The sequence below is a fragment of the Mycobacterium asiaticum genome, from assembly GCF_001668675.1.
GTDB lineage: Bacteria > Actinomycetota > Actinomycetes > Mycobacteriales > Mycobacteriaceae > Mycobacterium > Mycobacterium asiaticum_D.
This window is the reverse complement of sequence record NZ_LZKQ01000253.1, coordinates 1-25,552: the sequence shown is the minus strand read 5'-3', so window position 1 is coordinate 25,552 and position 25,552 is coordinate 1. Positions and strand designations below refer to the sequence as shown.

23 protein-coding genes and 1 pseudogene are annotated in these 25,552 nt (G+C 65.0%); 7 read left to right on the top strand and 17 right to left on the bottom strand.

The annotated features are described in order from the left end of the window. Positions 1–117: 117 nt before the first annotated feature. Complete coding sequence (gene nrdF, locus A9X01_RS21940; protein WP_065038320.1) at positions 118–1,092, bottom strand: class 1b ribonucleoside-diphosphate reductase subunit beta; 975 nt, start codon at positions 1,090–1,092, stop codon at positions 118–120. 115 nt (positions 1,093–1,207) lie between these two features. Then, complete coding sequence (locus tag A9X01_RS21935; protein ID WP_065122745.1) at positions 1,208–1,780, bottom strand: TetR/AcrR family transcriptional regulator; 573 nt, start codon at positions 1,778–1,780, stop codon at positions 1,208–1,210. A 103-nt stretch (positions 1,781–1,883) separates the two neighbouring features. Between A9X01_RS21935 and A9X01_RS21930 the strand changes: the two genes are divergently transcribed. Further along, positions 1,884–2,795, top strand: a complete 912-nt coding sequence (locus A9X01_RS21930) for an SDR family oxidoreductase (protein WP_065122744.1) — start codon at positions 1,884–1,886, stop codon at positions 2,793–2,795. A gap of 9 nt (positions 2,796–2,804) precedes the next feature. Here the strand turns inward: A9X01_RS21930 and A9X01_RS21925 are convergent, their stop codons facing one another. The 4 genes from A9X01_RS21925 to A9X01_RS21910 form a co-directional block, all read right to left on the bottom strand. Beyond that, on the bottom strand, positions 2,805–4,346 hold the full coding sequence (locus A9X01_RS21925) for a flavin-containing monooxygenase (protein WP_065122743.1): 1,542 nt from the start codon (positions 4,344–4,346) through the stop codon (positions 2,805–2,807). Between the two features lie 154 nt (positions 4,347–4,500). Next, positions 4,501–5,241 (bottom strand): TetR/AcrR family transcriptional regulator, encoded by a 741-nt coding sequence (locus A9X01_RS21920; protein WP_065122742.1) that lies wholly within the window; start codon positions 5,239–5,241, stop codon positions 4,501–4,503. Positions 5,242–5,311: 70 nt separating this feature from the next. Further along, the gene (locus A9X01_RS21915) at positions 5,312–6,298 is read right to left on the bottom strand and encodes an AraC family transcriptional regulator (protein ID WP_065122741.1); all 987 of its coding nucleotides are present in this window, start codon (positions 6,296–6,298) and stop codon (positions 5,312–5,314) included. Further along, positions 6,295–7,245: a TIGR03619 family F420-dependent LLM class oxidoreductase gene (locus tag A9X01_RS21910; protein WP_065122740.1), complete on the bottom strand. Its 951-nt coding sequence runs from the start codon at positions 7,243–7,245 to the stop codon at positions 6,295–6,297. The genes A9X01_RS21915 and A9X01_RS21910 overlap by 4 nt, the downstream gene beginning before the upstream one ends. Positions 7,246–7,390: 145 nt before the next feature. Here A9X01_RS21910 and A9X01_RS21905 point away from each other — a divergent pair, with 145 nt between their 5' ends. Further along, entirely contained in the window at positions 7,391–8,173 is a 783-nt protein-coding gene (locus A9X01_RS21905) for an alpha/beta fold hydrolase (RefSeq protein ID WP_065122739.1), read from the top strand. Positions 8,174–8,190: 17 nt separating this feature from the next. Here A9X01_RS21905 and A9X01_RS21900 read toward each other — a convergent pair whose 3' ends face one another. From A9X01_RS21900 to A9X01_RS21875, 6 genes are all read right to left on the bottom strand, one after another. After that, a complete protein-coding gene (locus A9X01_RS21900; RefSeq protein ID WP_065122738.1) occupies positions 8,191–11,022 on the bottom strand; it encodes an MMPL/RND family transporter in 2,832 nt (943 codons plus the stop codon). Further along, positions 11,019–11,462, bottom strand: a complete 444-nt coding sequence (locus A9X01_RS21895; protein WP_065122737.1) for an MmpS family transport accessory protein — start codon at positions 11,460–11,462, stop codon at positions 11,019–11,021. The genes A9X01_RS21900 and A9X01_RS21895 overlap by 4 nt, the downstream gene beginning before the upstream one ends. Positions 11,463–11,886: 424 nt before the next feature. Further along, on the bottom strand, positions 11,887–14,052 hold the full coding sequence (gene nrdE / locus A9X01_RS21890) for a class 1b ribonucleoside-diphosphate reductase subunit alpha (RefSeq protein ID WP_081282536.1): 2,166 nt from the start codon (positions 14,050–14,052) through the stop codon (positions 11,887–11,889). Then, the gene (gene nrdI / locus A9X01_RS21885; RefSeq protein ID WP_253849286.1) at positions 14,022–14,531 is read right to left on the bottom strand and encodes a class Ib ribonucleoside-diphosphate reductase assembly flavoprotein NrdI; all 510 of its coding nucleotides are present in this window, start codon (positions 14,529–14,531) and stop codon (positions 14,022–14,024) included. Before nrdI ends, nrdE begins: the two co-directional genes overlap by 31 nt. 36 nt (positions 14,532–14,567) lie before the next feature. After that, positions 14,568–14,807, bottom strand: a complete 240-nt coding sequence (locus A9X01_RS21880; RefSeq protein WP_065038285.1) for a redoxin NrdH — start codon at positions 14,805–14,807, stop codon at positions 14,568–14,570. A 456-nt stretch (positions 14,808–15,263) separates the two neighbouring features. Continuing rightward, the gene (locus A9X01_RS21875) at positions 15,264–15,854 is read right to left on the bottom strand and encodes an NAD(P)H-dependent oxidoreductase (protein WP_436405292.1); all 591 of its coding nucleotides are present in this window, start codon (positions 15,852–15,854) and stop codon (positions 15,264–15,266) included. A gap of 88 nt (positions 15,855–15,942) precedes the next feature. Here A9X01_RS21875 and A9X01_RS21870 point away from each other — a divergent pair, with 88 nt between their 5' ends. Both A9X01_RS21870 and A9X01_RS21865 read left to right on the top strand, forming a co-directional pair. Beyond that, the gene (locus A9X01_RS21870; RefSeq protein ID WP_065122734.1) at positions 15,943–16,572 is read left to right on the top strand and encodes a TetR/AcrR family transcriptional regulator; all 630 of its coding nucleotides are present in this window, start codon (positions 15,943–15,945) and stop codon (positions 16,570–16,572) included. Further along, positions 16,569–17,603, top strand: coding sequence for a DNA polymerase IV (locus A9X01_RS21865; protein ID WP_253849284.1), 1,035 nt, complete (start codon positions 16,569–16,571; stop codon positions 17,601–17,603). The genes A9X01_RS21870 and A9X01_RS21865 overlap by 4 nt, the downstream gene beginning before the upstream one ends. Here A9X01_RS21865 and A9X01_RS21860 read toward each other — a convergent pair. Both A9X01_RS21860 and A9X01_RS21855 read right to left on the bottom strand, forming a co-directional pair. Next, positions 17,594–18,472 carry an SDR family oxidoreductase gene (locus A9X01_RS21860; protein ID WP_065038289.1) on the bottom strand — a complete coding sequence of 293 codons (879 nt, stop codon included), beginning with the start codon at positions 18,470–18,472 and terminating at the stop codon, positions 17,594–17,596. The two genes, A9X01_RS21865 and A9X01_RS21860, sit on opposite strands and share 10 nt — an antisense overlap. A 35-nt stretch (positions 18,473–18,507) precedes the next feature. After that, positions 18,508–19,155, bottom strand: a complete 648-nt coding sequence (locus A9X01_RS21855; protein WP_065122732.1) for a TetR/AcrR family transcriptional regulator — start codon at positions 19,153–19,155, stop codon at positions 18,508–18,510. Between the two features lie 123 nt (positions 19,156–19,278). Here A9X01_RS21855 and A9X01_RS21850 point away from each other — a divergent pair. Next, a pseudogene (locus tag A9X01_RS21850) lies at positions 19,279–20,754 on the top strand (cytochrome P450); the annotation flags it as partial. Between the two features lie 3 nt (positions 20,755–20,757). Here the strand turns inward: A9X01_RS21850 and A9X01_RS31560 are convergent. Next, positions 20,758–21,252: a 2-isopropylmalate synthase gene (locus A9X01_RS31560; RefSeq protein WP_081282538.1), complete on the bottom strand. Its 495-nt coding sequence runs from the start codon at positions 21,250–21,252 to the stop codon at positions 20,758–20,760. Positions 21,253–22,029: 777 nt separating this feature from the next. Here A9X01_RS31560 and A9X01_RS30120 point away from each other — a divergent pair. Continuing rightward, positions 22,030–22,173, top strand: coding sequence for a hypothetical protein (locus A9X01_RS30120; protein WP_155772213.1), 144 nt, complete (start codon positions 22,030–22,032; stop codon positions 22,171–22,173). A 278-nt stretch (positions 22,174–22,451) separates the two neighbouring features. Here the strand turns inward: A9X01_RS30120 and A9X01_RS21845 are convergent, their stop codons facing one another. Beyond that, complete coding sequence (locus A9X01_RS21845) at positions 22,452–23,897, bottom strand: FadR/GntR family transcriptional regulator (protein WP_065122731.1); 1,446 nt, start codon at positions 23,895–23,897, stop codon at positions 22,452–22,454. Between the two features lie 6 nt (positions 23,898–23,903). Next, positions 23,904–25,091 (bottom strand): thiolase family protein, encoded by a 1,188-nt coding sequence (locus tag A9X01_RS21840; RefSeq protein WP_065122730.1) that lies wholly within the window; start codon positions 25,089–25,091, stop codon positions 23,904–23,906. A 63-nt stretch (positions 25,092–25,154) separates the two neighbouring features. Between A9X01_RS21840 and A9X01_RS21835 the strand changes: the two genes are divergently transcribed. Then, positions 25,155–25,499 (top strand): Zn-ribbon domain-containing OB-fold protein, encoded by a 345-nt coding sequence (locus A9X01_RS21835; protein ID WP_065122729.1) that lies wholly within the window; start codon positions 25,155–25,157, stop codon positions 25,497–25,499. The last annotated feature ends 53 nt before the right edge of the window (positions 25,500–25,552 follow it).

Below are 25,552 nucleotides of genomic sequence, written 5' to 3'. Positions count from 1 at the left end.
AGGAGTGGGGGCGCCGGCGGCGCCGGGGGCGGCGGCGGGGGCGGCGCTAATGCCAGCAGTGGTGGGGTTGCTCTTGGCGGCGAAGGCGGCGGTGGCGGCGGGAGTTAGCCGACGACTTTAGAAGTCCCAGTCCTCGTCCTCGGTGACGACGGCCTTGCCGATCACGTAGCTCGACCCCGAGCCGGAGAAGAAGTCGTGGTTCTCGTCGGCGTTGGGCGACAGCGCCGACAGAATCGCCGGGTTAACGTCGGTCTCGTCACGAGGGAACAGGGCCTCATACCCGAGGTTCATCAGCGCCTTGTTCGCGTTGTAGCGCAAGAATTTCTTGACGTCCTCGGTCAAGCCGACCTCGTCGTAGAGATCCTGGGTGTACTCCACCTCGTTGTCGTACAGCTCGAACAGCAGCTCGTAGGTGTAGTCCTTGAGCTCGGCCCGCTTGGCCTCGTCGACCAGCGCCAGCCCGCGCTGGTACTTGTAGCCGATGTAGTAGCCGTGCACGGCCTCATCGCGGATGATCAACCGGATCATGTCGGCGGTGTTGGTCAGCTTGGCCCGGCTCGACCAGTACATCGGCAGGTAGAAGCCGGAGTAGAACAGGAAGCTCTCCAGCAGCGTGGAGGCCACCTTGCGCTTGAGTGGTTCGTCGCCGCGGTAGTACTCCAGCACGATCTCGGCCTTGCGCTGCAGGTTGGGGTTCTCCTCCGACCAGCGGAACGCGTCGTCGATCTCGGCCGTCGAGCACAGCGTGGAGAAGATCTGGCTGTAGCTCTTGGCGTGCACCGACTCCATGAACGCGATGTTGGTGTACACCGCCTCCTCGTGCGGGGTCAGCGCGTCGGGGATCAGGCTCACCGCACCCACGGTGCCCTGAATGGTGTCCAGCATCGTCAGGCCGGTGAACACCCGCATGGTCAGCTGCTTCTCGTTGGCGGTCAGCGTGCCCCAGGACGGGATGTCGTTGGACACCGGCACCTTCTCGGGCAGCCAGAAGTTTCCGGTCAGCCGGTCCCAGACCTCGGCGTCTTTTTCGTCCTGCAGCCGGTTCCAGTTGATCGCAGAGACGCGGTCGATCAGTTTTGCACTACCAGTCACCTGAAACCCCACTTCACCAGGACGATTGGGCTGTCTTGCCTTGGACCCCAAACACTACCCCTGGGGTCCGACAAGCCGCCGCAACACAAGAAGTTGTGTCTAGCGTGTCGTGGCGCTACCCCTCGCGGGGCAGCAACGCGATCATCGTGTCGACCAGTTCGGCGGCGTCGGTGTGCCACTTGTCCAGGTCCATATGACCACTCAAATCCAGGCCCGCAATGCCGTGGGCACTGGCCAGCAACAGCGCTCCGTACCGCCTCACCCGGTCCGCCCCGGTGATACGACCGACTAGGTCGAGAAACAGGCTCTGCGCGCGTTGACCCGCTTGCGCCGCAGCGGTGGGATCGCCCTTCGGCATGGAAAACATCAGCCGGTACAGGTGCGGCCGGTCGCGGCCGATGCCGATCAGCGACAGCAGCGCGGTGCGCAGGGCATCCTCGGGCGGGTCGTCGCCGGCCACCAACTGTTCCACCCTGTCGCCAAGTTCGTTCAGCGCGTTCGTGGCCAGCACGCCGAGCAGCGACTCCTTGTCGGCGAAGTGGCGGTACGCCGCCGAGCGCGACACGCCGCTGCGGGCGCCGACCTCGCGCAGGGTCACCGCCTCGACTCCCCCACTGTCGAGCAGGACGCCGGCCGCCTCGAGCAGCGAACGGCGGGTGGCCGCAGCGCTTTCCGCTCGTGTCGTCACCCGCCGAGCATAAGCCGATCTTTGAGTTGACAACGTCAACTTTAGGACTAGATTGAGATGACATCGTCAACTTAAACTGCACACCCACTCAACGGAGGCAGCTGTGAATTCCTCGACAGACAACCGCAATGAGCTCGTCGTGGTGACCGGCGCCTCCACGGGCATTGGTGCCGCCACTGCAAAAGAACTGGCGCACAGGGGTTTTCATGTGCTCGCCGGTGTTCGCCGGGAGACCGACGCCGACGGGCTGCGTGCCGACGGGATCGAACCGCTCATCCTGGACATCACCGTCGAGTCCGACGTCGCGGCGATCGCCGACCGTATTGAGCGCGACCCCCGTCCCCTGCGCGCGCTGATCAACAACGCCGGAATCGCCGTCAACGCGCCCGTCGAGGCGCTGCCGATCACCCAGTGGCGCAAGCAGTTCGAGGTCAATCTGTTCGGACACATCGCCATGACCCAGGCGCTGTTGCCCGCGCTGATCAGCAGCCGCGGGACGGTGGTCAACATCAGCTCGGTCGGCGGCAAGGTGGTGTTGCCGACGTACGGCGCCTACGCCGGATCGAAGTTCGCGCTGGAGGCGGCCAGCGACGCGCTGCGGCGTGAGGTCTCGGGGTTGGGCGTCAAGGTGGTGGTCATCGAGCCCGGTGCGGTCAAGACGAAGATGCCGGAGCGCGGCATCGCCACCAGCGAGGTGCTGCAGGCGGAGATGACCACCGAGCAGCTTTCCCGCTACGGCGATCTGATCGAAGCCGTTACGGCACAGGCCCATTCGTTCACCGAGGTCGGGGTGCCGGCCGAACACGCCGCAAAGGTGATCGCCAAGGCGGCCACCGCGTCCCGCCCCCGCACGCGCTACACCGTCGGTCGCGACGCCGCCATCCTGGTGCGGGTCAGCCGCCTGGTAGCCGATCGGGTGCTGGACGGCATCGTGCGAGCCAACCTGCGGTCCATCGTCAAGAAGGCGCGGACGAGTGCACCGAGTCCGGTTGCCGTCGTTGGGGTTCCGCGCTGAGCGCGACCCCTACGCGACGGCCTTGCGAGCTTTCTTGCCGACACCCAGGAACTGGTATTCCTCGGGCTTCACCGAGCGGGTCGCCCGCCAGTACTCCCAGGTGTAGCCGCCCCACAGCACGGTGTTCTTGCCGTGCTCGTCGAGATACCAACTGCTGCAGCCGCCGCTGTTCCACACCGAGCTCGTCAGCCGCTCCTGCAGGGCGTCGTTGAACCGGTCCTGCGCCTCGCGGGTGGGGGCCAGCGCCTGGGCGCCCATCTTGTCGCACTTGGCGATGGCGTCGGCGACGTAGCGGATTTGGGACTCGATCATGAACACCACCGAGTTGTGGCCCAGGCCGGTATTGGGGCCCAGCAGGAAGAACAAATTCGGCACGTCGGCCACGGTCACGCCGCGATGGGCGCCGATGCCCTCGCGGTTCCACCGGTCCACCAGGTCCTCGCCGTGCTGCCCCTTGATGTCGACGTAGGTGTAGGAATCGGTGACGTGGAAGCCGGTGGCGTACACGATCACGTCGGCCTGGCGCTCACGCCCGTCGGCCGTGACGATCCCGTCCCGGGTGATCCGCTCGATGCCCTCGGTGATCACCTCGGCGTTCGGGCTGGCGAGCGCGGCGTAGTAAGTCGAGGAGTTCAGGATGCGCTTGCAGCCGATGCGGTAGTTCGGGATCAATTTCTTGCGCAGCTCACGGTCCCTGATCGACCGCCAGATGTTCCACTTGCAATACGCCTCAATGAATTTCAGTGCATTGGGGCGCTTGGTCATGCCGAACGCCAGCGCTTCCTGCGCCCAATAAATGCCTAAGCGCACCAGTGCCCGCAAGCCAGGGACGTTTTCCATCGCCGAGCGCACCGGTCGCGGGATCTCCGGGTTCGAGCGGGGCACGACCCATGGCGGGGTGCGCTGGTAGAGCTGCAGTTCGCCGACGTCCCCGACGATCTCGGGCACGATCTGGATCGCGCTGGCGCCGGTCCCGATGATCGCCACCCGCTTGCCGGTCAGCTCGACGCTGTGGTCCCACTCCGCCGAATGGAAAGCGGGGCCCGCGAATTCCTCGCGTCCTTCGATGTTCGGGAACGACGGGATGTGCAGCGCTCCGGCACCGGAGACCAGGAACTGCGCGACGTATTCGCGCCCGTCGGCGGTGAACACATGCCAGCGGTATTCGTCGTCATCCCAGTACGCGCGCTCGACTAGGGAGTTGAACTCGACGTGGCGACGCAGCCCGTATTTGTCGGTGACACCCTTGAGGTAATCCCAGATCTCCGGCTGGTAAGAGAAGGGGTTCTTCCAGTCCGGCTTGGGCTCGAAGGAATAGGAGTACAGGTGTGACGGGATGTCGCACGCGCACCCGGGGTAGCTGTTGTCGCGCCAGGTGCCGCCGATGTCGTCGGCCTTCTCCAAGATGATGAAGTCCACGCCCTGTTTCTGCAGTGCGATCGCCATGCCCAAGCCGGAGAATCCGGTCCCGATGATGACGACGCGGGCATGCTTCGGTAACGCTCGCGGTTTCTCGGCCTGGTCGGCCGCCGGTGAGACGACGTCGGTCATTGTGAGTCTTCCTGTTGTGCCCGATATTGGCCGGCGCAAGCCGACTGCAATGCAGATACCCCGTACCGGAAGGGCAAATACCCAGTACCCGGGGTATCGGATATATCGAGTGTTGTCGATGTCCCCGATGATGTCAACGCCGCGGAGCTTCAGCTCACGGCAGCGCCGCCGGCATGGCGTCGTGGATCGGCTTGTCGGGGTCCAGCACGATGCCGAGCGTCTCGGCGGTGCCCACGATGACGCCCATCATGATCGTGGTCAGCTGGTTGACGAACTGTTCCCGTGTCATCGACCGGGGGCTGTCCGGCTCCGGGCCCAGCCACCATTCGGTCGCCGAGGCGGCGCAGCCGAAGGCCGAGAAAGCCGCGAGCTCGAACGCGGCGGCGTTGAGCTCCATGTCCCGCAGCTCGTTGTTGAACATGTCGGCGATGGTCAGCGTGATCTCGCGGCCTTCTTTGAGGGTGCGCACCGTCGCTTTGGACTGGGCGTTGGAGCCGCCGCCCTGGATGAAGACCCGCACGACGTTGGGGTGCTCGTCGAGCAGAGTGACGAACTCCTCGACGGCCCGCTGGATGACCTGACGGGCGGAGTCGGTGGCGAGGTTGATCGACGGGAAGATCGCCGCCCAGAGCATGTCGCGCAGCCGCTCCCCGATGGCCAGGAACAGATCGGACTTGTCGGCGAAATGCCGGTAGATCTTCGGCTTCGCGGTGCCGGCCTCTTCGGCGATCTCCCGCACACTGAGCTCGGGTCCCAGGCGGTCAATAGCACGGAACGCCGCGTCGACGATCTCGCTGCGCACTTTTTTGCGGTGTTCGCGCCACCGTTCGCTACGCGCGTCGACTTTCACCCCGGCGGTCGTGCCCGGGGGGTGGGGTCGCGGAATTCTCACCACGTCAAGCACGATACAGCCCTGCGTGGCTGACCTGGGCAGACCGCGTATGCCGCGACCGGGTGTCGCGAACTCACCGCGACGCGCGCAGCACTTCGCTCGGCGACCGGCCGAACTCCCGCCGGTAATCGGCCGCGAATCGGCCGAGATTCCCGAAGCCCCATCGGTACGCGATTTCCGCGACGGTGGTCCCGTCCTCGACGGATGACTGCCGCAGCTCGCCGTGCGCCCGAGCGAGGCGGATCGATTTGAGATACGCCATCGGCGTGGTGTCCAGGTGCTTGCGGAAGCCTTCCTGGAGGGCACGCGGGCTCAACCGGGCCGCGGCCGCGACGTCATCGATGCAGATGTCTTCGTTGGAGTCCTCGACAGAGTCCTCCAGGTAGGCGACGGCACGACGGACGGCCGGCGGCAGGACTTCGCCGCCGGAAATCTCATTTGGTGACGGAAAGGCCCCGGGATAGGCCTCGATCAGGCCGGCCACCAGGGTGCGCCGCAGCTGGTCGCGCAGCAGTGCACCTGAGTTCCGGAGCCCGTTCGGTCCGGCATTGCGGAGCAGGAAATGCATGAGTCTCGCCACCGCGGCGGTCCCCTGTGTCGACGGGCGCGAACTCAACCGAAATCGGACGGCCCCAGATCGTCGGGCTCCGATGAGGGCCGCGACCGCCGTCTCGAAATCACTGCGGGCGATCCGCACGTGGAAGATGGTGCAGTTCTCCTCCCAACGCAGCCGATATGCCGTGTGCGCATCCAGCACCACGTGTTGGCCGGGCAACAGCAGCCGGTCCCCACTGTCGGCCCGGACGGCGAGCCGCCCGGTGATCTGCTGGGAGACCAGGACGAAGTCGTCGAACGGCGGCGAATCCAGCAAGGTGGTGCCGGACCCGAAGGACAGCGAGTAGACGCCGAGCCCCGCGGCAGCGCCCTCGGCGTGGCGGGCGCGGAATCCCGAAGGGCCGCCGCGGACGGTGAGACGGTGGGGACAGTAGACACTCGCGAGTCGACTGCTCGCCTCGTGCGGATCGGCGGTGTCGGTCCGGATACGAAGACCGTCGATCATGACGCCCTATCTCGGATCTCGACCGCCGTCTCGAGCATTTGGCGAGTGCTGGTGAACCAGTCCTGCAGATTGAGGTCCACGATCAGCTCGTCGGCGCCGGCCGCCGCGGCCGTCGCCACGTCGTCCACGATCTGATCCAGAGTGCCGACGAACGCCGCTCGGTCCGGCCCCGCCGGACGGTCGGTGAAGGTGACGTTTCCGACCACGATCATCTGCATCCTGGCGCTGTCGCGCCCGCACTCGGACGCAAGTTGCCGGATTCGGTCCCAGCCCGCGCGCAGTTCCGCGGCCCCGGCCGGACCCGGCGTGGTCATCACCGGAAGCCAGCCGTCGGCGCGGGAGGCGATGCGCCGCACGGCTTTCGAGGTGGTGCCGCGGCCCAGGTTGCTGCCGCCGCCACCCAGCAACACCGGGATCTTCGATACAGGCTTGGGCAGGACCGCGGCGTCGTCGATCACAACGCGAGGACTCCGGAAGCTGACCGGGTCCGGGCCCCAGACGGCGTCGAACACGTCCAGCGTCTCGTCGAGGAAGCGGCCTCGGTCCGCCCGGCTGGCGCCGGTAGCCCGCAATTCATCGGTGGCCCAGCCGGTCCCGAGGCCCGTGATGACCCGGCCACCGCTGATCCGATCCAACGTGGCCAGGGTTTTCGCCAGCTGTACGGGCGTGTGCAAGGCGGCGACCAGAACGGACGTACCCAGACGTACCTTTTCCGTCGCCACAGCTGCCACGGTGAGGACGGTCAAGGGGTCGGCGGCCTGCCGTGAATGCTCCGGCCACGGCTCGTCCGATCCGGCATAGGGTTCGACGGGCGTTCGCGGGAAGAGCAAGCGTTCGTACGTCCACAAGCTCGCATAGCCGGCCGCCTCCGCCGTCCGAGCCGCTTCAACCACGTCGTGCTGCAGGTCGACTCCCAACCGCTGCGGCAGCCGAAGCCCGAGTTTCATGCGTGACCTTCCCTTCAGTCCAGACCGTCAGCGCAGTCAACAACGGCGGTTTGGTGCGAATGCCGTGGGAAAGGAAAGGCGTCCGTTTCTGTGGAGTAGATGGCGCATTGCCCAAGCCCGAGCCCGTAGCGGCGTTGCAACGGATATGTCAACCGTGACCTCCCCTGACGGCTCCACGATCGGCTACGAATCCGTCGGCTCTGGTCCGCCCTTGCTGCTGGTTCATGGCAGCACCGGCACGCGTGCTCGCTGGGCCGCGGTCACACCGGTGCTGGCACGTCGCTACACCGTTCATGCGATGGACCGCCGCGGTCGAGGGCTGAGCACGGCCGAGGTGCCGCCCTACAGCCTGGGCCGGGAAGCCGAGGATGTCGCGGCGGTCGCCGAGGCGCTGGGCGGAAATGTGTATGCGCTCGGGCATTCCTACGGCGCGTTGGCGGTGCTGGAAGCGGCTTTGATCACGCCGGCTTTTCGCCGGATCATGCTTTACGAGCCGCCCATACCCTCGCCATGCCTCGACATCGGCTCTGCGGAAGGGTGGGCACGGATCACCGCGTTGTCCGACCCGCGCGGCATCCTCGAAGCGTTCTACCGCGAAACCCTGCACTTGTCCCTGTCGGCGATCAAAGATCTTGCGGACCGGGAGTTTTCGTATGTCGCAGAGTCGATCGCACACACGGCCGGCCGCGAACTCACTCAGGCCCGCGCCTACCGCCTGACGGGGCGGCATGCCGAGATCACCGTCCCGGTGCGATTGTTGCTCGGCACCGAGAGCCCGGCATACTTTCGGGCAGCCGCCACCCTTCTCGCTGCCCGACTGCCGGACGCCTCGATCGTGGCCTTGCGCGGACAAGGGCACCAGGCCATCGATTACGACCCAGAGCAATTCGTCCGCGCGGTGATGGATTTCGATGCCGCAACCGAGTAACCATGCGACTGGCTGCGTCAACCTCTGACGAGGTTTCTCGGCGGTCGGGACGGGATCAGCCTGGGCCACCAGAAGAACGGCCCGAGTAGCCGGGCGATGGCGGGTGTGATGAACGAACGCACGATGAGCGTGTCGAGCAGCAAGCCGATGCCGATCGTGGATCCCATTTCACCCACCGACACCAATTTGCCGGACACCATGGCCATCATAGTGACGGCGAACACCAGACCGGCGGTGGTGACCACCTTGCCGGAATTGGCCACCGCGCGAATCAAACCCGTGTTCAGGCCCGCCTTGCTTTCTTCGAGGTAGCGCGCAATGAGCAGCAGGTTGTAGTCCGACCCCACCGCCACCAGGATGATGAAGGTGAGCGGCAGGCCCAGCCAGCTCATCGGTACCCCGAGCACGTGCTGCCAGATCAGTACGGACAACCCGAACGCCCCCGAATAGGAGAACGCCACGGTGCCGATGATGACCAGGGCGGCGATGATGCTGCCGGTGATGATCAGCATCACCAGGAAGATCAACGCGAATGCTGCTGCGGCGGCGATGATCAGGTCCGTTTTGGCGGCGTCCTGGATGTCCCAATACGTCGTCGCGGCACCGCCGAGATAGACGCGCGAACCGCCGAGCGTGGTGCCCTTCAACGCTTCCTCGGCGGCGGCCAGATAGACCTGATCGTGGTGGATGCCCGCTTCCGTCAGCGCTTCGCCGTCGTGGTAGATCATGTATCGCGCGGCTTTGCCGTCCGGGGACACGAAGAATTTCAGATCGATCTGAAACGACGGGTTCTCGAACGCATCCGGTGGCAGGTAGAAGAACTCGTCGTTCTTCGAAGTGTCGAACGCATAACCCAGATCCATCATCTGCCGGCTCAGCGCCTCCAGTTCGGCCAACTGGGGCTCGATCGTGCTGTGCTCGGCGAGAATCTTCTCCCGAAGCTCGTTGAGTTGGTCGACGTTGCGGCCGAGCAGGTCGACCAGTTGCGGCAGCACCGCGTCCTGAATCAGGGCGGCTTTCAGGTTCTTGTCCATTTGCTCGTCAAGCTGGTCGATCTTGTCGGTGGCGTCGAACAGCGAACGCAGCGACCAGCAGACTGGGATGTCGAAACAGTGCTTCTCCCAATAGAAGTAGCTCCGGATGGGGCGCCAGACGTCGTCGAAGTCGGCAATGTTGTCCCGCAACGCATCGGTGACGTCCTTCATGCCGCGGGCGGCGTCGGCGGCGATATGGGCCGCGCCGGCCTGTTGCGACGTCAGTTTCTGTTGCTGGCGCATCAGGTCGGTCATGCGGTTGGTGATGTCGGCCATGTCGGTCAGCCGGGTGTTCAAGTCGGTGAGGAACGGCAGCAGTTCTTTGATTTTCGTGCCCATGGTGCCGATGGTGTAGGTGAACGACGAATGCTCGAGCGGTGTACCCAGCGGCCTGGTGACGCTCTGAATCAATCCCACTCCTGGGGTGTGAAACACACTGCGCGCCACCCGGTCCAGCGCGATCATGTCTGTGCTATTGCGCATGTCGTGATCGGATTCGACCATCAGCATGTCGCCGTTCAGCCTGCTGACCGGGAAGTGCCGGTCGCTCGCGGCGTATCCCTGCTTTGACGGGCTGTCATCGGAGATGTAGATCCGGTCGTCGTAATTGGGATGGTAGGTGGGCAGCGTCAGCGATCCGACCAGCACCACCACGCAGCTAGCCAACAGGACCCTCCCTGGCCAGCGCACCGTCAGGGTGCCGACTTTGCGCCAGATGCCAGGGCCCGCTTTACGTTTCGGTTCGAAGATGCCCACGCGGCTGCCCAGTGCCAGCACCGCCGGACCGAAGGTCAAAGCAGCGGCGACCGCGGTGAGCATGGCGATCGCGCAAGGGATCCCACAGGTATTGAAGTAGTTGAGCCGGGTGAATTTGAGGCAGAAGGTTGCGCCGGCGACCGCCAGGCCCGAGCCCAGGATCACGTGAGACACGCCGTGCACGGCGGAATAGTAAGCGGTTTCCCGGTCTTCGCCCGCGTGGCGTGCTTCGTGGTAGCGGCCGATCAGAAAGATCGCGTAATCCGTTCCCGCCCCGAGGATCAGCGACACCAACAGGTTCGAGGCGAATTCGGAGATTCCGATCAGCTTGTGGAAAACCAGGAGCGAGACGATGCCACGCCCGCAATTCAGTTCCAGCATCACCATGAACAGGACGAGCAGCGCGGTGGCGATCGAGCGGTAAACGATCAGCAGCATGATCGAGATGAGCACAATGGTGACGAACATGATCATGATCAGGCTCTCGTTGCCGGCCTGCAGCATGTCCGCGGACAGCGGCGCGGAACCCGAGACGTAGACCTTGAGCCCCGGCGGGGTTTTGGTCTGCGAGACCAGGTCCCGCACCGCTTTGATCGATTCGTCGGATAATGCCGAGCCGAGATTGCCGGCGGTACGCACCAGCGTGTAGGACGCTTTGCCATCGTTGCTCTGCACTCCGGCGGCGGTGGTCCCCTGTCCCCAGAGGTTCATCACGTATTGGACGTGCTTGTCGTGCTGCAGCTTTGCGACCAGGCTGTCGTAGAACAGGTGGTCGGATTGGTCGAGTTTGTGTTCACCCTCCAGGACGACCATCACCAGGCTGTTGCTGTCGGACTCGTGGAAAACCTGGCCGATGTGGATAAGTGCCTGCGCCGATGGCGCATCGACCGGGACCAGGGGGCCCCGGCCCGCCTCCGTGACCGGCTCCAGCTGCGGGACGACCACGTTGAGCACGATCATGACCGCGACCCAGGCCAGGACCACGGGCACGGCGAACCGGCGGATTGTCCGCGCGACAAAGGGTCTGCGCGGGGCGGCACTGGTGCTGTCGGCCGTCATGCGGACAGTACCTGACACCAGACACCGGCATGATCACCCGTGGCCGTGTGTTCGGAGCGCACCTGCCCGTCGACGGTGATGCGGCAGCCGACACTTCCGCCCGACACCTGAGCGGTGATGTCGGCGGTCGCCGTCGTCAAAACGGTTACCTCCGTGTGTGTCCAGGGCAACGCGGCGAGGTCGACCACCACCGGGCGGGAGCTCACATCCCAGTAGCTCGCTCTCCCCCACCCCGCCAGTTCGCCGAAGACGTCGTATTCGATGCGTTTGGGGTTGAACTGAGCGATGGCGAATTTGTTGCCCGGGCTTCGGGTTCGGTCCTGTGAACCGAAGATTCCGTGCGCGGAGTCGATGACGGATCCCGCCAAGACGGCGACGACGGCGACGACGGCGGGCAGCCAGAGCCTGTTGAGCAATCGCCGACCTATGGAGGCTTTCATTTCTTGTTACGGCCCTTCGTATTACAGGCATGCGGAAGCTCGGGCACCCCGCAAGCACGCGTGGGTGACCTCTGCTGGGATGGTTCAGGCAGACACGCCGACGGGAGTCAATGCAGCCGAGGCCCGGCGTTGCGTACCTCGCCGCGGGGCTGTTCGGGTGTGTCGGGCCCAGTCACGGTCACGAGAATTGATCCTTCGATTCAGCGCCATCGGCGAAGGCACCCACACAGGGCACCTTCGCCGGCTTTCTGCTGAAACGGTAGGGGTGCGACCGCGGCCGGTCTACCCGGATTGCGCGGCCGCTGGCCGGAAAACGCGGTCCCCGCACTTGTTGGGCGGGTGTGAACCTCACGACGCGACACGCAAAATGAAACCGCCGCCAGATTCACTCTGGCGGCGGTGTTCACAGCGATAGCCGGTTGCCCTACAGCATGCAGGACACGCAGCCCTCGACCTCGGTTCCTTCCAGAGCCATCTGACGCAGTCGGATGTAGTACAGCGTCTTGATTCCTTTGCGCCAGGCGTAGATCTGCGCCTTGTTCACGTCGCGCGTGGTGGCGGTGTCCTTGAAGAACAACGTCAGCGACAGCCCCTGATCCACGTGCTGGGTCGCCGCTGCATAGGTGTCGATGATCTTCTCGTAGCCGATCTCGTACGCGTCCTGGTAGTACTCCAGGTTGTCGTTGGTCATGTAGGGGGCCGGGTAGTAGACGCGGCCGATCTTGCCTTCCTTGCGGATCTCCACCCTCGACACGATCGGGTGAATCGACGACGTCGAGTGGTTGATGTAGGAGATCGACCCGGTCGGCGGCACCGCCTGCAGGTTCTGGTTGTAGATGCCGTGCGTCTGCACCGACTCCTTCAACCGCTTCCAGTCGTCCTGGGTGGGAATGCGGATGCCGGCGTCGGCGAAGAGCTGGCGCACCTTCTCGGTCGCGGGCTCCCACACCTCATCGGTGTACTTGTCGAAGAACTCCCCCGAGGCGTACTTGGACCGCTCGAACCCCTTGAAATGCGTACCGCGTTCAATCGCAATACGATTCGACGCCCGCAGCGCGTGGTAGAGCACCGTGTAGAAGTAGATGTTGGTGAAGTCAACGCCCTCTTCGGAACCGTAGAAGATGCCTTCGCGGGCCAGATACCCGTGCAGGTTCATCTGCCCCAGCCCGATCGCGTGAGAGTCGTTATTGCCCTGCTCGATCGAGGGCACCGAGGTGATGTGGGTCTGGTCGCTCACCGCGGTCAGTGCGCGGATCGCGACCTCGATGGTCTGGGCGAAGTCCGGCGAGTCCATTGTCTTGGCGATGTTGAGCGACCCCAGGTTGCACGAGATGTCCTTGCCCACCTTGGCGTATGACAAGTCGTCGTTGAACTCCGACGGTGTGGAGACCTGCAGGATCTCCGAGCACAGGTTGGAGTGCGTGATCTTGCCCTCGATCGGGTTGGCCCGGTTCACCGTGTCCTCGAACATGATGTAGGGATAACCGGACTCGAACTGCAGCTCGGCCAGCGTCTGGAAGAACTCGCGCGCCTTGATCTTGGTCTTGCGGATACGCGCATCGTCGACCATCTCGTAGTACTTCTCGGTGACCGAGATGTCGGCGAATGCCTTTCCGTAGACGCGTTCAACGTCATACGGCGAGAACAGGTACATGTCCTCGTTCTTCTTGGCCAGCTCGAAGGTGATGTCGGGAATCACCACGCCCAGGCTCAGCGTCTTGATCCGGATCTTCTCGTCGGCGTTCTCCCGCTTGGTGTCCAGGAAGCGGTAGATGTCCGGATGGTGGGCGTGCAGATACACCGCGCCGGCACCCTGACGCGCACCCAGCTGATTGGCGTAGGAGAACGAGTCCTCGAGCAGCTTCATGATCGGGATGACGCCCGAGGACTGATTCTCGATGTTCTTGATCGGCGCGCCGTGCTCACGAATGTTGCTGAGTAGCAACGCAACTCCCCCACCGCGCTTGGACAGCTGCAGAGCGGAGTTGATCGAGCGCCCGATCGACTCCATGTTATCTTCCACTCGAAGGAGGAAGCAGCTTACTGGCTCACCGCGCTGCTTCTTGCCCGAATTCAGGAACGTCGGAGTGGCCGGCTGGAACCGACCGTCGATGATCTCGTCCACCAACTTCTCGGCCAGTGTCGTGTCACCGGCGGCCAGGGTGAGCGAGACCATGACGACCCGGTCCTCGAAGCGCTCCAGGTAGCGCTTTCCGTCGAAGGTCTTCAGCGTGTAGGAGGTGTAGTACTTGAACGCACCGAGGAAGGTGGGAAACCGGAACTTCTTGGCGTAGGCGCGGTCCAGCAGCGTCTTGACGAAGTTGCGCGAGTACTGGTCGAGCACCTCACGCTCGTAGTAGTTCTCGCGGATCAGGTAGTCGAGTTTCTCGTCCTGGTTGTGGAAGAACACGGTGTTCTGGTTGACGTGCTCGAGGAAGTACTGGCGCGCGGCGAGCACGTCCTTGTCGAACTGAATCTTGCCGTCGGCGTCGTACAGATTCAGCATCGCGTTGAGCGCGTGGTAATCCGTTTCGTTCTGCGACGCGTGCGTGCCGGTGGTTACAGGCTCTGCAGTGACGGTTGGTGGCACGTCTGTTCCTTCCAGAATTGGGCCAGACCCGCGCAGACGGCGTCGACGTCGTCCTGGGTTCCCATGAGTTCGAATCGGTAGAGGTACGGAACACCGCATTTGCGGGACACCACGTTGCCCGCGTAGGCGAATTCGGCACCAAAGTTGTTGTTGCCCGCGGCGATGACGCCGCGGATGAGCGAGCGGTTGTGCTCGTTGTTCAGGAAAGCGATTACCTGCTTGGGGACGTAGCCTCCGTCGTTGATGTTCGGCGTGGCCCGGCCGCCGCCGTACGTGGGCAGCACCAGCACGTACGGCTCGTCGACCTCTATGCGTTCATGCAGCGGTATCCGCGTGGCGGGAACACCCAGCTTCTGCACGAAGCGGTGGGTGTTCTCCGACACGGACGAGAAATAGACCAGTGACGATCGCGAGCGCGGCGCAGCCGCGCGAAGCGGGTCGTCACTCGTCCAATCCAGGTTGCGTCCCAGACCATCCATGGCACCGCAACCTCCTTACTTACTTGCCTACCCGCGCTAGGCGCTGAGCGCAGCCTCGGCGAGTGCCTTGATGCGGTCCGGCCGGAACCCGGACCAGTGGTCGTTGTCGGCCACCACGACGGGCGCCTGCAGGTAACCGAGCGCCATCACGTAGTCACGCGCTTCAGAATCCAGCGTGATGTCGACCTTTTGGTAGGCGACGCCCTGCTTGTCCAGTGCCTTGTAGGTGGCGACGCACTGCACGCATGCGGGCTTGGAGTAAACGGTAATGGTCATGGGCGTACCGCTCCTTTGCGGAAGTGGGGACATCAAAAGGACTGGCAACGACTCTGGTGGCACATCTGTACTAGGTACAGCGACCCGACAACCCCCCAGATTCCCGTTTTGCGGCGCCGTGTCAACGAACCTGGTGACGCCGATTCCGGGAAGTTCATCAGGAGCCTGGGCGCCTGGTGAACCTGGGTTCTGCCGGTGCTCAAACACTACACCTAGGGGGTGACAACGAGAAGAGATACAACATGTTCTGAATAACATTTCTGAAATTCCCTGGTCGTAAGCGTGTCGCACGTATCGCCTCGGCGTGTCGCAGATCACAACTTGCGGGGCGGGTGTACATGACGTCAGGTCTATCACCGACCACTGACAAGCGCGGCCGACGGCAGCGCCCGCCCAACAGCCAGCAAAGCCGCCGGCACATTCGCCGACGGCTTTGACTAGAGCTTCAGTGACGCGTTATGCCTCGGTGGCGACCCCCGCGCCGGCGTGGACATTGACCTCGGCAGCCAGCTTGCCGACCACCTCACGCACGCTTTCGGTCAGCTCCGCGTTCTCGGCCGGCGGCAGGCCACCCAATGTGCCGAACGGTACTGAGAGCTTGACCTCGTCGAGCACGCGCGCCCCGGCGATTCCGAACGCCTTGCGGGTGTCGTCGTGCGCCCAGACACCGCCGTACCGGCCCAGCGCTCCACCCACAACCGCCAACGGCTTGCCTTTGAGCGCGCCGTCGCCGAACGGCCGGGACAACCAGTCGATCGCGTTCTTGAGCACAGCCGGGATAGTTCCGTTGTTCTCGGGGGTGACCACCAGGGCCGCGTCGGCCACACTCGCCGCGGTGCGCAACGCCGACACCGCCGCGGGCTCCTCGACGGGCGTCCCCACGCCGGGATCGAGGTCTTCGTTGTAGAAAGGCACGTCCGCCAGGGTCTCGAACAGGGTGACGGTGACACCTTCGGGGGCCACGTCAGCCGCGAGCTCGGCGATCTGGCGATTGATCGACCCCGCGCGCAAGCTGCCGACCAGAGCCAAGATCTTGGTTTCTGTCACGTTCATGTCCTTTCGAATTGTTGCTACATCTTCGCATGGCCTAACCGGACTATAGTCCGATTAATTCCCGCGGAGTTAAAGTGCGTAGGTGAGCGAAAACGAGCGGCTGGGCCAGTTGGGCATGCCGGCGCCCGGAATCCGCTTGCAGGAACCCGCGCTACCCGAGCGAAGTGACGCCGCCCGCAACCGGGCGCTCCTCTTGGCCGCCGCGCGGCACCTGGTTGCCGAACGCGGCGCCGACGCGGTCACCACCGACGACATCGCCGCCGCCGCCGGCGTCGGCAAGGGAACCCTGTTCCGCCGGTTCGGCAGCCGGGCCGGCCTGATGATGGTGCTCCTCGATGAGGACGAGAAGGCCTTCCAGCAGGCCTTCCTCTTCGGGCCGCCCCCGCTCGGGCCCGACGCGCCGCCCCTCGAGCGGTTGATCGCATTCGGCCGGGAGCGGATCTGCTTCGTGAACACCCACCACGAGTTGCTCTCGGCAGCCAACCGCGATCCGCACAGCCGCCATGTCGGCGCGGCCGTCGTCCAGCGCCGGCATGTCTGGGTACTGCTGCACTCGGCGCACACCACGGGCGATCTCGACGTCCAGACCGATGCGCTGCTGGCGCTGCTCGACGCCGACTACGTGAGCCATCAGCTGGCCGAGGGCGGCCACAACCAGCAGACGCTGGGCGAGGGGTGGGAGAGCTTGGCGCGCAAGCTGTGCGGCCGGTGAGGCACATCCTGCACGTCGACCTCGACCAGTTCCTGGCCTCCGTCGAGTTGCGCCGCCACCCCGAACTGGTCGGGCTCCCGGTGATCGTCGGCGGCAACGGTGACCCGAGAGAACCGCGCAAGGTCGTCACCTGCGCGTCCTATCAGGCACGTGAATACGGGGTGCACGCGGGCATGCCGATGCGCGCGGCCGCCCGCCGGTGCCCGGACGCCACCTTCCTCCCCTCGGATTCGGACGCCTACGACGCCGCGTCCGACGAGGTGATGGGACTGTTGCGCGACCTCGGACATCCGGTCGAGGTGTGGGGCTGGGACGAGGCGTACGTCGGCTTGGCGGACGGGGATCCATGCGAACTCGCCGAGCAGATCCGTACCGTCATCTCCACACAGACCGGGTTGTCCTGCTCGGTGGGGATCAGCGACAACAAACAGCGCGCCAAAGTCGCGACCGGCTTCGCGAAACCGGCCGGCATCTTTCAGCTCACCGACGCCAACTGGATGACGTTGATGGCCGACCGCCCGGTGGACGCACTGTGGGGCGTGGGCCCGAAGACGGCGAAAAAGCTTGCTGCGCAGGGCATCACCACCGTGTGGCAGCTGGCGCACAGCGATGGCGAACTGTTGACGTCGACGTTCGGCCCACGCACCGGGCTGTGGCTGCTGTTGCTCGCGAAGGGCGGCGGCGACACCGAAGTCAGTGCCGAACCGTGGGTGCCGCGCTCGCGTAGCCACGTCATCACCTTTCCGCGCGACCTCACTGATAGATCCGAAATGGATTCGGCGGTAACGGAATTGACGCGGCGCACGCTGGATGACGTGGTCGCCGAGGCGCGTATTGTCACTCGGGTGGCCGTCACGGTGCGGACCGCGACGTTCTATACCCGCACCAAGATCCGCAAGCTCGACGCGCCGACCACCGATGCCGACGTCATCACCGCCGTGGCACTGCACATCCTCGATCTGTTCGCGTTGGACCGACCCATCCGGTTACTCGGTGTGCGCCTGGAACTCCAAATGCCCGATCAGCGCTGAAGTTGCGGCGGCCCCGGCCGCAACGCGCGCGTGAAGATCACGTTCACCTGACGCATCGCCACGCTGTACGGCCACCAAGCCAACCGCTTGAACGCATACAGCGCGCGGATGTCCTGCGAGGTGTAGATCAGGTACCTGTTCTTGGCGACCCCGGCCAGGATTTTCTCGGCGGCCCGTTCGGGTGAGACGGCGTGCCCACTGAACCGGTCCACCCACCGGGCGACCTGAGGATCGTTGCGGTCCACGCCGGCGATCTCGACCGTGTTGACGAGCGGGGTCTTCACCGCGCCGGGCACCACGACGGACACCCCGATGCGGTGCCGGGCCAGGTCGAAGCGCAGCACCTCGGACAAACCGCGCAGACCGTACTTGCTGGCGCTGTACGCGGCGTGCCACGGCAGCGCGACGAGCCCGGCGGCCGAGGATACGTTCACCACGTGCCCACCCCGGCGGGCAGCGACCATGTGCGGAACGAAGGATTCGATGACGTGGATCGGGCCCATCAGATTGATCTGGACCATCTTGCTCCACTGCTCGTGGCTCAACCGGTCGACGGTTCCCCACGCCGACACCCCGGCAATGTTGAGCACCACATCCATGCTGGCATGGGCGGCGTGGATGTCGGTCGCGAACGCCGACACCTGCGCGTAGTCCGAGATATCCAGCACCCGGTGCGCGGGCACCTGGGCACCGAGTGCTCGCGCGTCGGCCACCGTCTGCGCCAAGCCGTCCTCGTCCCGGTCGGTCAGATAGAGTTCGGCGCCCTGCGCGGCCAGTCTCAACGCGGTCGCGCGGCCGATGCCGCTCGCCGCGCCCGTGACGAAACACCGCTTACCCGCGAAGTACCGCTGCGATCCGCTCTGCGCCATGGACGTGACGATACCGGCGGTACCAGGAGCCCCCGCTACCGCGCCGGGCCACCCCATAAGGCGTTGAGCCACAACTGCTCCAGCACCCGCACTCGACGGTCCGGATCGTGGTGCCGGCCCGCCAGCATCGGGTCCCCGGTGAGCATGAGCGCGGTGGTGGCCGCCAGGGTGCGGATCAGCACCGGAAGGTCGTCGCTGATGGGTTGCGCGGTCCCGGCTTTCACCTCGGCGTCGACGATGGTGACGATCTGACGCAGCACCCCCTCGAACTGCTGCTCGAGGATCTCCCGAATCTCCATGTCGGTGTGGCGGGCCGCGTTACACGCGGTCATCACCGGGTCGTTGTGCGTGTAAACCACCGCGGCACTGCCGACCATCCGGGAGGCGAACTGCTGCGGTGACTCGTCCGGCTGACGCGGGGCGAAGTAGTGCGTGAGCTCTTCGAGTTCCTCGGCGACCTCGGCCAGGATCGCGGCGAGCACCGAGTACTTGGAGTCGAAGTAGAAGTAGAAGCCAGAGCGGGCCACCCCGGCCCGGGTGCTGATCGTGCTGACCGACAGTTCCGAGAAGGGACGCTCCTGCAGAAGTTGCCGGACGGCCTCCATGATCGCCTGCCGGTGTTTGTCGCCGCGCCGACGCAGCACGGGCGCGGCGCGCTCGTCGTCGACAGCCCGGCTAGGCACTCGCGATCACTTCCTGACCATGCACCACTTCGATTCAAGAAGACAACTTGACAGGCGTCAAGTTTTTCCGAAATCATTGGCGATAGTGACGGTTACCACACCGGTTAGGAGCGCGCGTCAATGGTGACGACCATCAGCACCCCTCAATACCTCCTTGACCAGGCTCGACGTCGGTTGACTCCGTCGTTCAACAACTTTCCCGGCATGGGCTTGGTGGAGCGCAAGCTGCGCAACACCCAGTTCCCGGAGAAGGTGCTCGCCGACCCCCCGCCCGGCAGCGGGCTCAAGCCGATCGTCGGTGATGCGGGCCTGCCGATCCTGGGCCACATGATCGAGATGTTGCGCGGCGGACCGGACTACCTGATGTTCCTGTATGAGACGCGGGGCCCGCTGATCTTCGGGGACTCGCCGTTCCTGCCGTTCGTCACCGCGCTCGGTCCGGATGCCGCGCAGGCCATCTACTCCAACCGCAACAAGGACTTCTCCCAGCAGGGCTGGGTTCCCGTCATCGGCCCGTTCTTCCGCCGCGGCCTGATGCTGCTCGATTTCGAAGAGCACATGTTTCACCGGCGGATCATGCAGGAAGCCTTCATCCGGTCGCGGTTGGTCGGCTACCTCGAACACATCGACGAGGTGGTCTCGCACGTCACCCACGACGACTGGGTGACCGACGACCCGCGCTTCCTGCTGTACCCGGCGATGAAGGAACTCACCCTCGACATCGCCTCGATGGTGTTCATGGGGCACGAGCCCGGCACCGACCGCGAGCTGGTCACCAAGGTGAACAAGGCGTTCACGACGACCACCCGGGCCGGCAACGCGGTCATCCGCAAGGGGGTGCCGCCGTTCACCTGGTGGCGGGGCCTGAAGGCGCGCGAGCTGCTGGAGAACTACTTCGCCGAGCGGGTCAAGGAGCGCCGGGGCAAGGAAGGCAACGACCTGCTCAGCGTGTTGTGCCAGACCGAGGACGAGGACGGCAACCGGTTCTCCGACCAAGACGTCATCAACCACATGATCTTCTTGATGATGGCCGCGCACGACACATCGACGTCGACGGCCACCACGATGATCTACCACCTGGCGGCGCACCCGGAGTGGCAGCAACGCTGCCGCGACGAGTCGGACCGGCTCGGGGACGGGCCACTGGACATCGAGTCGCTGGACAAGCTGGAATCGCTGGACCTGGTGATGAACGAGTCGATCCGGTTGGTGACACCGGTGCAGTGGGCGATGCGGCGAACGGTGCGCGACACCGAGCTGCTCGGCCACTACCTGCCCGAGGGCACCAACATCACCGCCTTCCCCGGGATGAATCACCGTCTACCCGAATTGTGGACGGACCCAATGAAATTCGACCCGCTGCGGTTCACCGAACCGCGCAACGAGCACAAGCGTCACCGGTACGCCTTCACACCGTTCGGCGGCGGGGCGCACAAGTGCATCGGGATGGTGTTCGGTCAGCTGGAAGTCAAGACGATCCTGCACCGGTTGCTGCGCCGTTATCGTCTCGAACTGCCGCGGCCCGGCTACACCGCGCGCTGGGATTACGGCGGCATGCCGGTGCCGATGGACGGCATGCCCATCGTGCTCGCCCAACGGGTCTCAACCCAGCAAGCGGTTGGCGCACGCGATCACCGCACGCAGGGCGGACTGCACCGGATCCTCGGCCCACCCCATCGCCCATTCCGCGCGGTTGCCGTCGGTCCCACGGACGAACGTGGCAGTGTGCCGGCCGGCGCGCATTTGGTGAAAGTTCAGCGTTTCCAACGCTATTCCGCGCTGGTGCAGCATCGCCGTGAGCGCGGCGACGGGTCCGCCGGCCGCGGCGCTGGATGCGCTGATTCGATCACTCTGCGCGATCACCGCACGGTAGTTACGGGCTTGCGGCCCGAGCCGCGTGGCTGGGCGTTCGGCATCGGTGCACTCCCAGTGCCCGAGCCGAAGCGGCCCGGCGGTCGGCGCATAAGCGCTCACGAAGTCCCGCCACGACATCGCCGCGGCCGCGGCGCGCAGTCCGCTCGGCAGGGCGACGCCGAAGTGGTCGCCGAACCACGCGTCGGCGTGAGCTTCGGAAAGAGTGGTTTCGGGGAGAGTCATGGTGCCGGTCTTCTCTGGCTCGAAGGAGCGACCGACGCGAGTAGCTTCCGACCCACAGCGGGGGGTCGGTCTGGATCAGACCCCGCTGCGGGTGCTGGCTACTACTGCAAGCGCGGGAAGAGGCACGAGCGGACACATTAGCGGTCGTGCGGGACAGCGCGCAACTACTTTTGCTTCCCGAGGCAAGGAAATGTCACCAATTCCTGTCAAAACGACTCGCGGCACAGTGGGGTCGCGTTAGCATTCCGGTAGCGGTAAAACGCGAGTTGGGTGAGAGCCAGCAAACGAAAGGCGACACCATGCGCACCAGGCGGACCGGTCGGGGGATGCAGTCGCTGCGGGCCGTGGTCGCAGTGCTGGCGGCGGCGTTAGCCGTGGCATCTGCTGGTTGCGCAGCCCAACGACCAGTGAATCCTGAGTTCGAGGTCACCGGCGGATAGGCCGCTGAACCCGAATGACGTCGGGGGATCCCGCTGGGGACCACTGCGAAGGCAGTCGGTTCCCAGCGGGATGGGGTTTTTCACCCCATAATCCGAACATCCGTACCCGTCGCGGTCGTCCGTCGTCGCGGCACCGGCTCACGGTCAACGCCACGTCCTTCCCCAGCAAATGAATGGCTGACGTTTTCCTCGACCCGGACGGCGGCCCGTACGCGTAACTTACGCGATTTCTATGGATGCCCCAGAAAGGACTCGTTGTAGCGCCTACACGGCGATACCATCACAGCGCCTACTCGTTGTAGACAACCGTGCAATAACGCCGCAGAAAGGCGAAACGATGACGATTAGCAGGTGGGCTCAGGTGGTGGGTGCAATGATCTTCGCGGCCTACGCCGTTTTCGCGACCGGTTGCGGAAGCACCAGCATGCGGGGCGACATACCACAGCCCGAGATCCGCCCCGTTGAGGTTCAGGGCGGCTGAAGCGATTCTCCGCTTCCAAAAAATATTGACTAACCCGTAAGAAATAGCCCTCTAACCGGATAACATCTGCAATGCCGGGTGAAGCCGCCGGGTGAACTACGAAGAGCGGGGTAGCAACGATGCGCACCATGTTCGCCACGAAGACCATCAAAGTTATAGGGGCCGTACTGATTACGGCGTTCGCCGGAATGGCAGTCGGGTGCGCCCGACCTCCGGCACCCACTGCGCCCGCCGTGCCGGTCACGCCGCCGAACACTGACGTACCTACGCAGTAGCCATTACAGCCACCAGGACGCCGCGGCGTCCAGGTGGCGACGGATGCGGTAGCGGGCCAGGCTGTCGTCGCCGGACTCGATCGCCTCGAGAATGCGCAGATGCGCGTGCTCTACCGCGGTCACGTCGGTCCACGTCAGCTGGGCCTGCCCGCTGCTGGACCAGTGCCGGCGGAACAGTTCGACGATGATCCGCAGGAACAGGTCGAGCACCGCATTGCCGGCCAGTTCGGCGAGCCCGACGTGAAAGCGGAACTCGTCGACGGCGGCCCTGCGGACATCGCCGCTGTCGGCGATGTGGGTCCAGCTGTGCGGGTCCAAAAAGGCGACCACGCCCGGCTCGCTCCGTCGTACAACGACCTCAGCGACGTTGTGGATCTCGATGGCGTCGCGCACGCACCGTAGGTCTTCCCGGCTGGGCTGGCGGTACTGCAGATACAGGGCGATGGTGTCAATGCTCGCCTGCGCCTGCGGTTTTGCCACGACCAGTCCGCCGCCGGGCCCGCGCCGCATCCGCGCGACCGCGTGATACTCGAGCAGGCGCACCGCTTCGCGCAGTGCGGCGCGGCTCACCTGGTACCTGGCAAGCAGTGCAGCCTCGGTGCCGAACACCGAGCCGACCTGCCAGCCATCGGCGGCGATGTCGTCGGCGATGTTCGCGGCCAATACTTCGGCGAGTTTGCCGCGTGGCGCCACAAGGCCGCCGCGTGCCCGCCTACCCGCTTGCGCGCGGCCTGCCGGAGCGCGGTGCCGCTGTAGCCATGACGTGACGCGCTGTACGTGGCGTTCGCTGAGCGTCTTGGCTCGCGCCGAGTCGCCCGAGGTGACGGCCGCGACGATATCGGCATGGTCGCCACGCATCTGGTGGGCCGCTTCGACCGCTTGGTCTGCCGAATCGGTGCGTGACGTCCGCGCGTACCGCTTGGTCAGTCGCATCAGGACGTCGATAAACAGCTGCAGCACTGGGTTTTTCGACTGCTCGGCGAGGGCGAGGTGAAACTCGTCGGGCGGTGCGGGATGTCCGGGACGCCATTGCTGCTCGGCACGCAGCACAGCCCGCAGTCGTTCGATCCCGGTTTCATCGATGTGATCGGCGGCTAGTTCGGCCGCCAATGGCTCCAGCACCAACCTTGCGTTGAGCAGATCGGTCAGCGTGGTGCCCAGGTACTCGAGGTAGATGACGACGGCCCGCGTTGCAGGACCGGCATCGGGTGCGCAGACGAGCAATCCGCCGTTGGGGCCACGACGCATCCGCGCCACCTGGTGATGCTCGACGAGGCGAACGGCTTCTCGAAGTACCGATCGACTCACCCGAAACTGTTGTTGCAGCAGCGCTTCCGAACCGAGCGACTCTCCGACCGGCCAGCCGCGACGGACTATATCGGCTTCGATGCACCGAGCGATCTGCGCGGCCCGCTTGTCCGCCCGCACAGGCTCCGGCTCAGTGGTCATCGCGGCTCAGCAGGTAAGCAGCATGCAGCCCGCGACCGGACCACCGCCCACCGAAACCACGCCAACCTCGGGGCGGCGCGAGACCTGCCGCTCCCCCGCATCGCCGCGCAGCTGTAGACAACCCTCGTGCAGCGCCCAGTAGCCGTGCATACGTCCCGCCGAAAGCTGCCCCCCGTAGGTGTTCAGCGGGAGCTGGCCGTCGCGGGCGATCCGCACGCCACCCTCGACGAAGGGTCCCGACTCGCCGTCGCCGCACACCCCGAGGGCTTCCAGCCAGGCCAACGTGAGGAAGGTGAAGCCGTCGTACAGTTGGGCGACTTCCAGGTCAGCGGGCGTGAGCTCGGTGCGCGACCACATCTGCGCCGTCGCGTCCGACATCGCCATCTTCGGGTAGTCGGCGCGGTGAAACCATCCTCCGGAGCCGTCCGAGCCGCCGATCGCCTCGACCCGTACGGCACGGTGCGGACAGTCCGACGCGTATTCCGCGTGGGAGACGACGACTGCGATCGAACCGTCAATCGGCACGTCGCAATCCAGCAGTCCGAACGGCGTCGAGACCGGCCGCGCGCCCAGGTAGTCGGCCATGGTCATCGGATCGCGGTATACCGCACGGGGATTCAACGCCGCGTTGCGCCGCCCGTTGAGCGCGATCCAGCCGAGCTGTTCCTTGGTGGTTCCGTAGAGCTCCATGTGCCGACGACAGTTGAGCGCCAGCCAGTTGGCCGCCGAATAAGCATGCGCCGCAAGCAGATCGTTGATGTCGTCCATCGCGCCGACGGCCGGGCGCTCGCCTTCGGGCGCATCGAACATCCGCGCCAATGGCGGAGCCGGTGCATTCTTGTCCTGGGGTAGCACCGTGCCGCCCAACATCTGGATGGTCCGGTACACCACCACATGACGGACACGCCGCTCGGAGACGGCACGACAGGCCGACATCACCGGGCTCAGCAGGCCGCCCGTGCCGAAGCCGCTGCCACAGTCGGCGGCGTCAATCTTCAACTCCGCGTTGACCTCCGCGGCCGGCGTATCACCCAGGGTCGCGATGCCGTCGATGTCCGTCGCAACCAGGCCGGCGTCGTCGATGGCGGCGCGCACCGCCTCCATCGTCAGGTCGCGCCCCGGGATCCCGGTGCGACGGCCGATGCGCGAGATGCCGATCCCGGACACGATCGCGTCTTTCTCGAAGTACTCCATCTGCCCCGTCCGTCGAATCACCGCGCTAACAAGCCGAGCTCAATAAAGTGTACTGTATTAGGCGTGTCAGCCGATGAATCGTCTCCGCTGCTCATCGAACACTGCGCCGACTGCGCGCGATGGGTACACCCGGCCGCAGGCGTGTGCCGCGACTGCGGTGGCGCACTGGTGGCAAAGCCGGTGTCGGGCCGCGGAACGGTGTTCACCTACACGGTGAATCACCACCCCTACAACCCGGAAGTCCCGACGCCGTATGTCATCGCTCTCGTCGAACTCAGCGAACAGGACGGGCTGCGGATAGCCGCCAATATCGTTGATTGCGAACCTGATTCAGTGACCTGCGGTATGCCTGTCGCCATCCGCCCCGACAGGGGCACCGCCGGCGCGCCGCTGTTCGCCCCCGTCTAGCCGCGAGCAGACGCAGAATCGCACGCATCCGCCGGATGCGTGCGATTCTGCGT

Excerpts from the sequence above, each read along its gene's own strand:
- A9X01_RS21925 (WP_065122743.1), bottom strand. The coding sequence starts at position 4,346 with ATGACCGACGTCGTCTCACCGGCGGCCGACCAGGCCGAGAAACCGCGA.
- A9X01_RS21915 (WP_065122741.1), bottom strand. The coding sequence starts at position 6,298 with ATGATCGACGGTCTTCGTATCCGGACCGACACCGCCGATCCGCACGAG.
- A9X01_RS21910 (WP_065122740.1), bottom strand. The coding sequence starts at position 7,245 with ATGAAACTCGGGCTTCGGCTGCCGCAGCGGTTGGGAGTCGACCTGCAG.
- A9X01_RS21905 (WP_065122739.1), top strand. The coding sequence starts at position 7,391 with ATGTCAACCGTGACCTCCCCTGACGGCTCCACGATCGGCTACGAATCC.
- A9X01_RS21900 (WP_065122738.1), bottom strand. The coding sequence starts at position 11,022 with ATGACGGCCGACAGCACCAGTGCCGCCCCGCGCAGACCCTTTGTCGCG.
- A9X01_RS21895 (WP_065122737.1), bottom strand. The coding sequence starts at position 11,462 with ATGAAAGCCTCCATAGGTCGGCGATTGCTCAACAGGCTCTGGCTGCCC.
- nrdI (WP_253849286.1), bottom strand. The coding sequence starts at position 14,531 with ATGGATGGTCTGGGACGCAACCTGGATTGGACGAGTGACGACCCGCTT.
- A9X01_RS21880 (WP_065038285.1), bottom strand. The coding sequence starts at position 14,807 with ATGACCATTACCGTTTACTCCAAGCCCGCATGCGTGCAGTGCGTCGCC.
- A9X01_RS21860 (WP_065038289.1), bottom strand. The coding sequence starts at position 18,472 with ATGGCGCAGAGCGGATCGCAGCGGTACTTCGCGGGTAAGCGGTGTTTC.
- A9X01_RS31560 (WP_081282538.1), bottom strand. The coding sequence starts at position 21,252 with ATGACTCTCCCCGAAACCACTCTTTCCGAAGCTCACGCCGACGCGTGG.
- A9X01_RS30120 (WP_155772213.1), top strand. The coding sequence starts at position 22,030 with ATGACGATTAGCAGGTGGGCTCAGGTGGTGGGTGCAATGATCTTCGCG.
- A9X01_RS21845 (WP_065122731.1), bottom strand. The coding sequence starts at position 23,897 with ATGACCACTGAGCCGGAGCCTGTGCGGGCGGACAAGCGGGCCGCGCAG.
- A9X01_RS21840 (WP_065122730.1), bottom strand. The coding sequence starts at position 25,091 with ATGGAGTACTTCGAGAAAGACGCGATCGTGTCCGGGATCGGCATCTCG.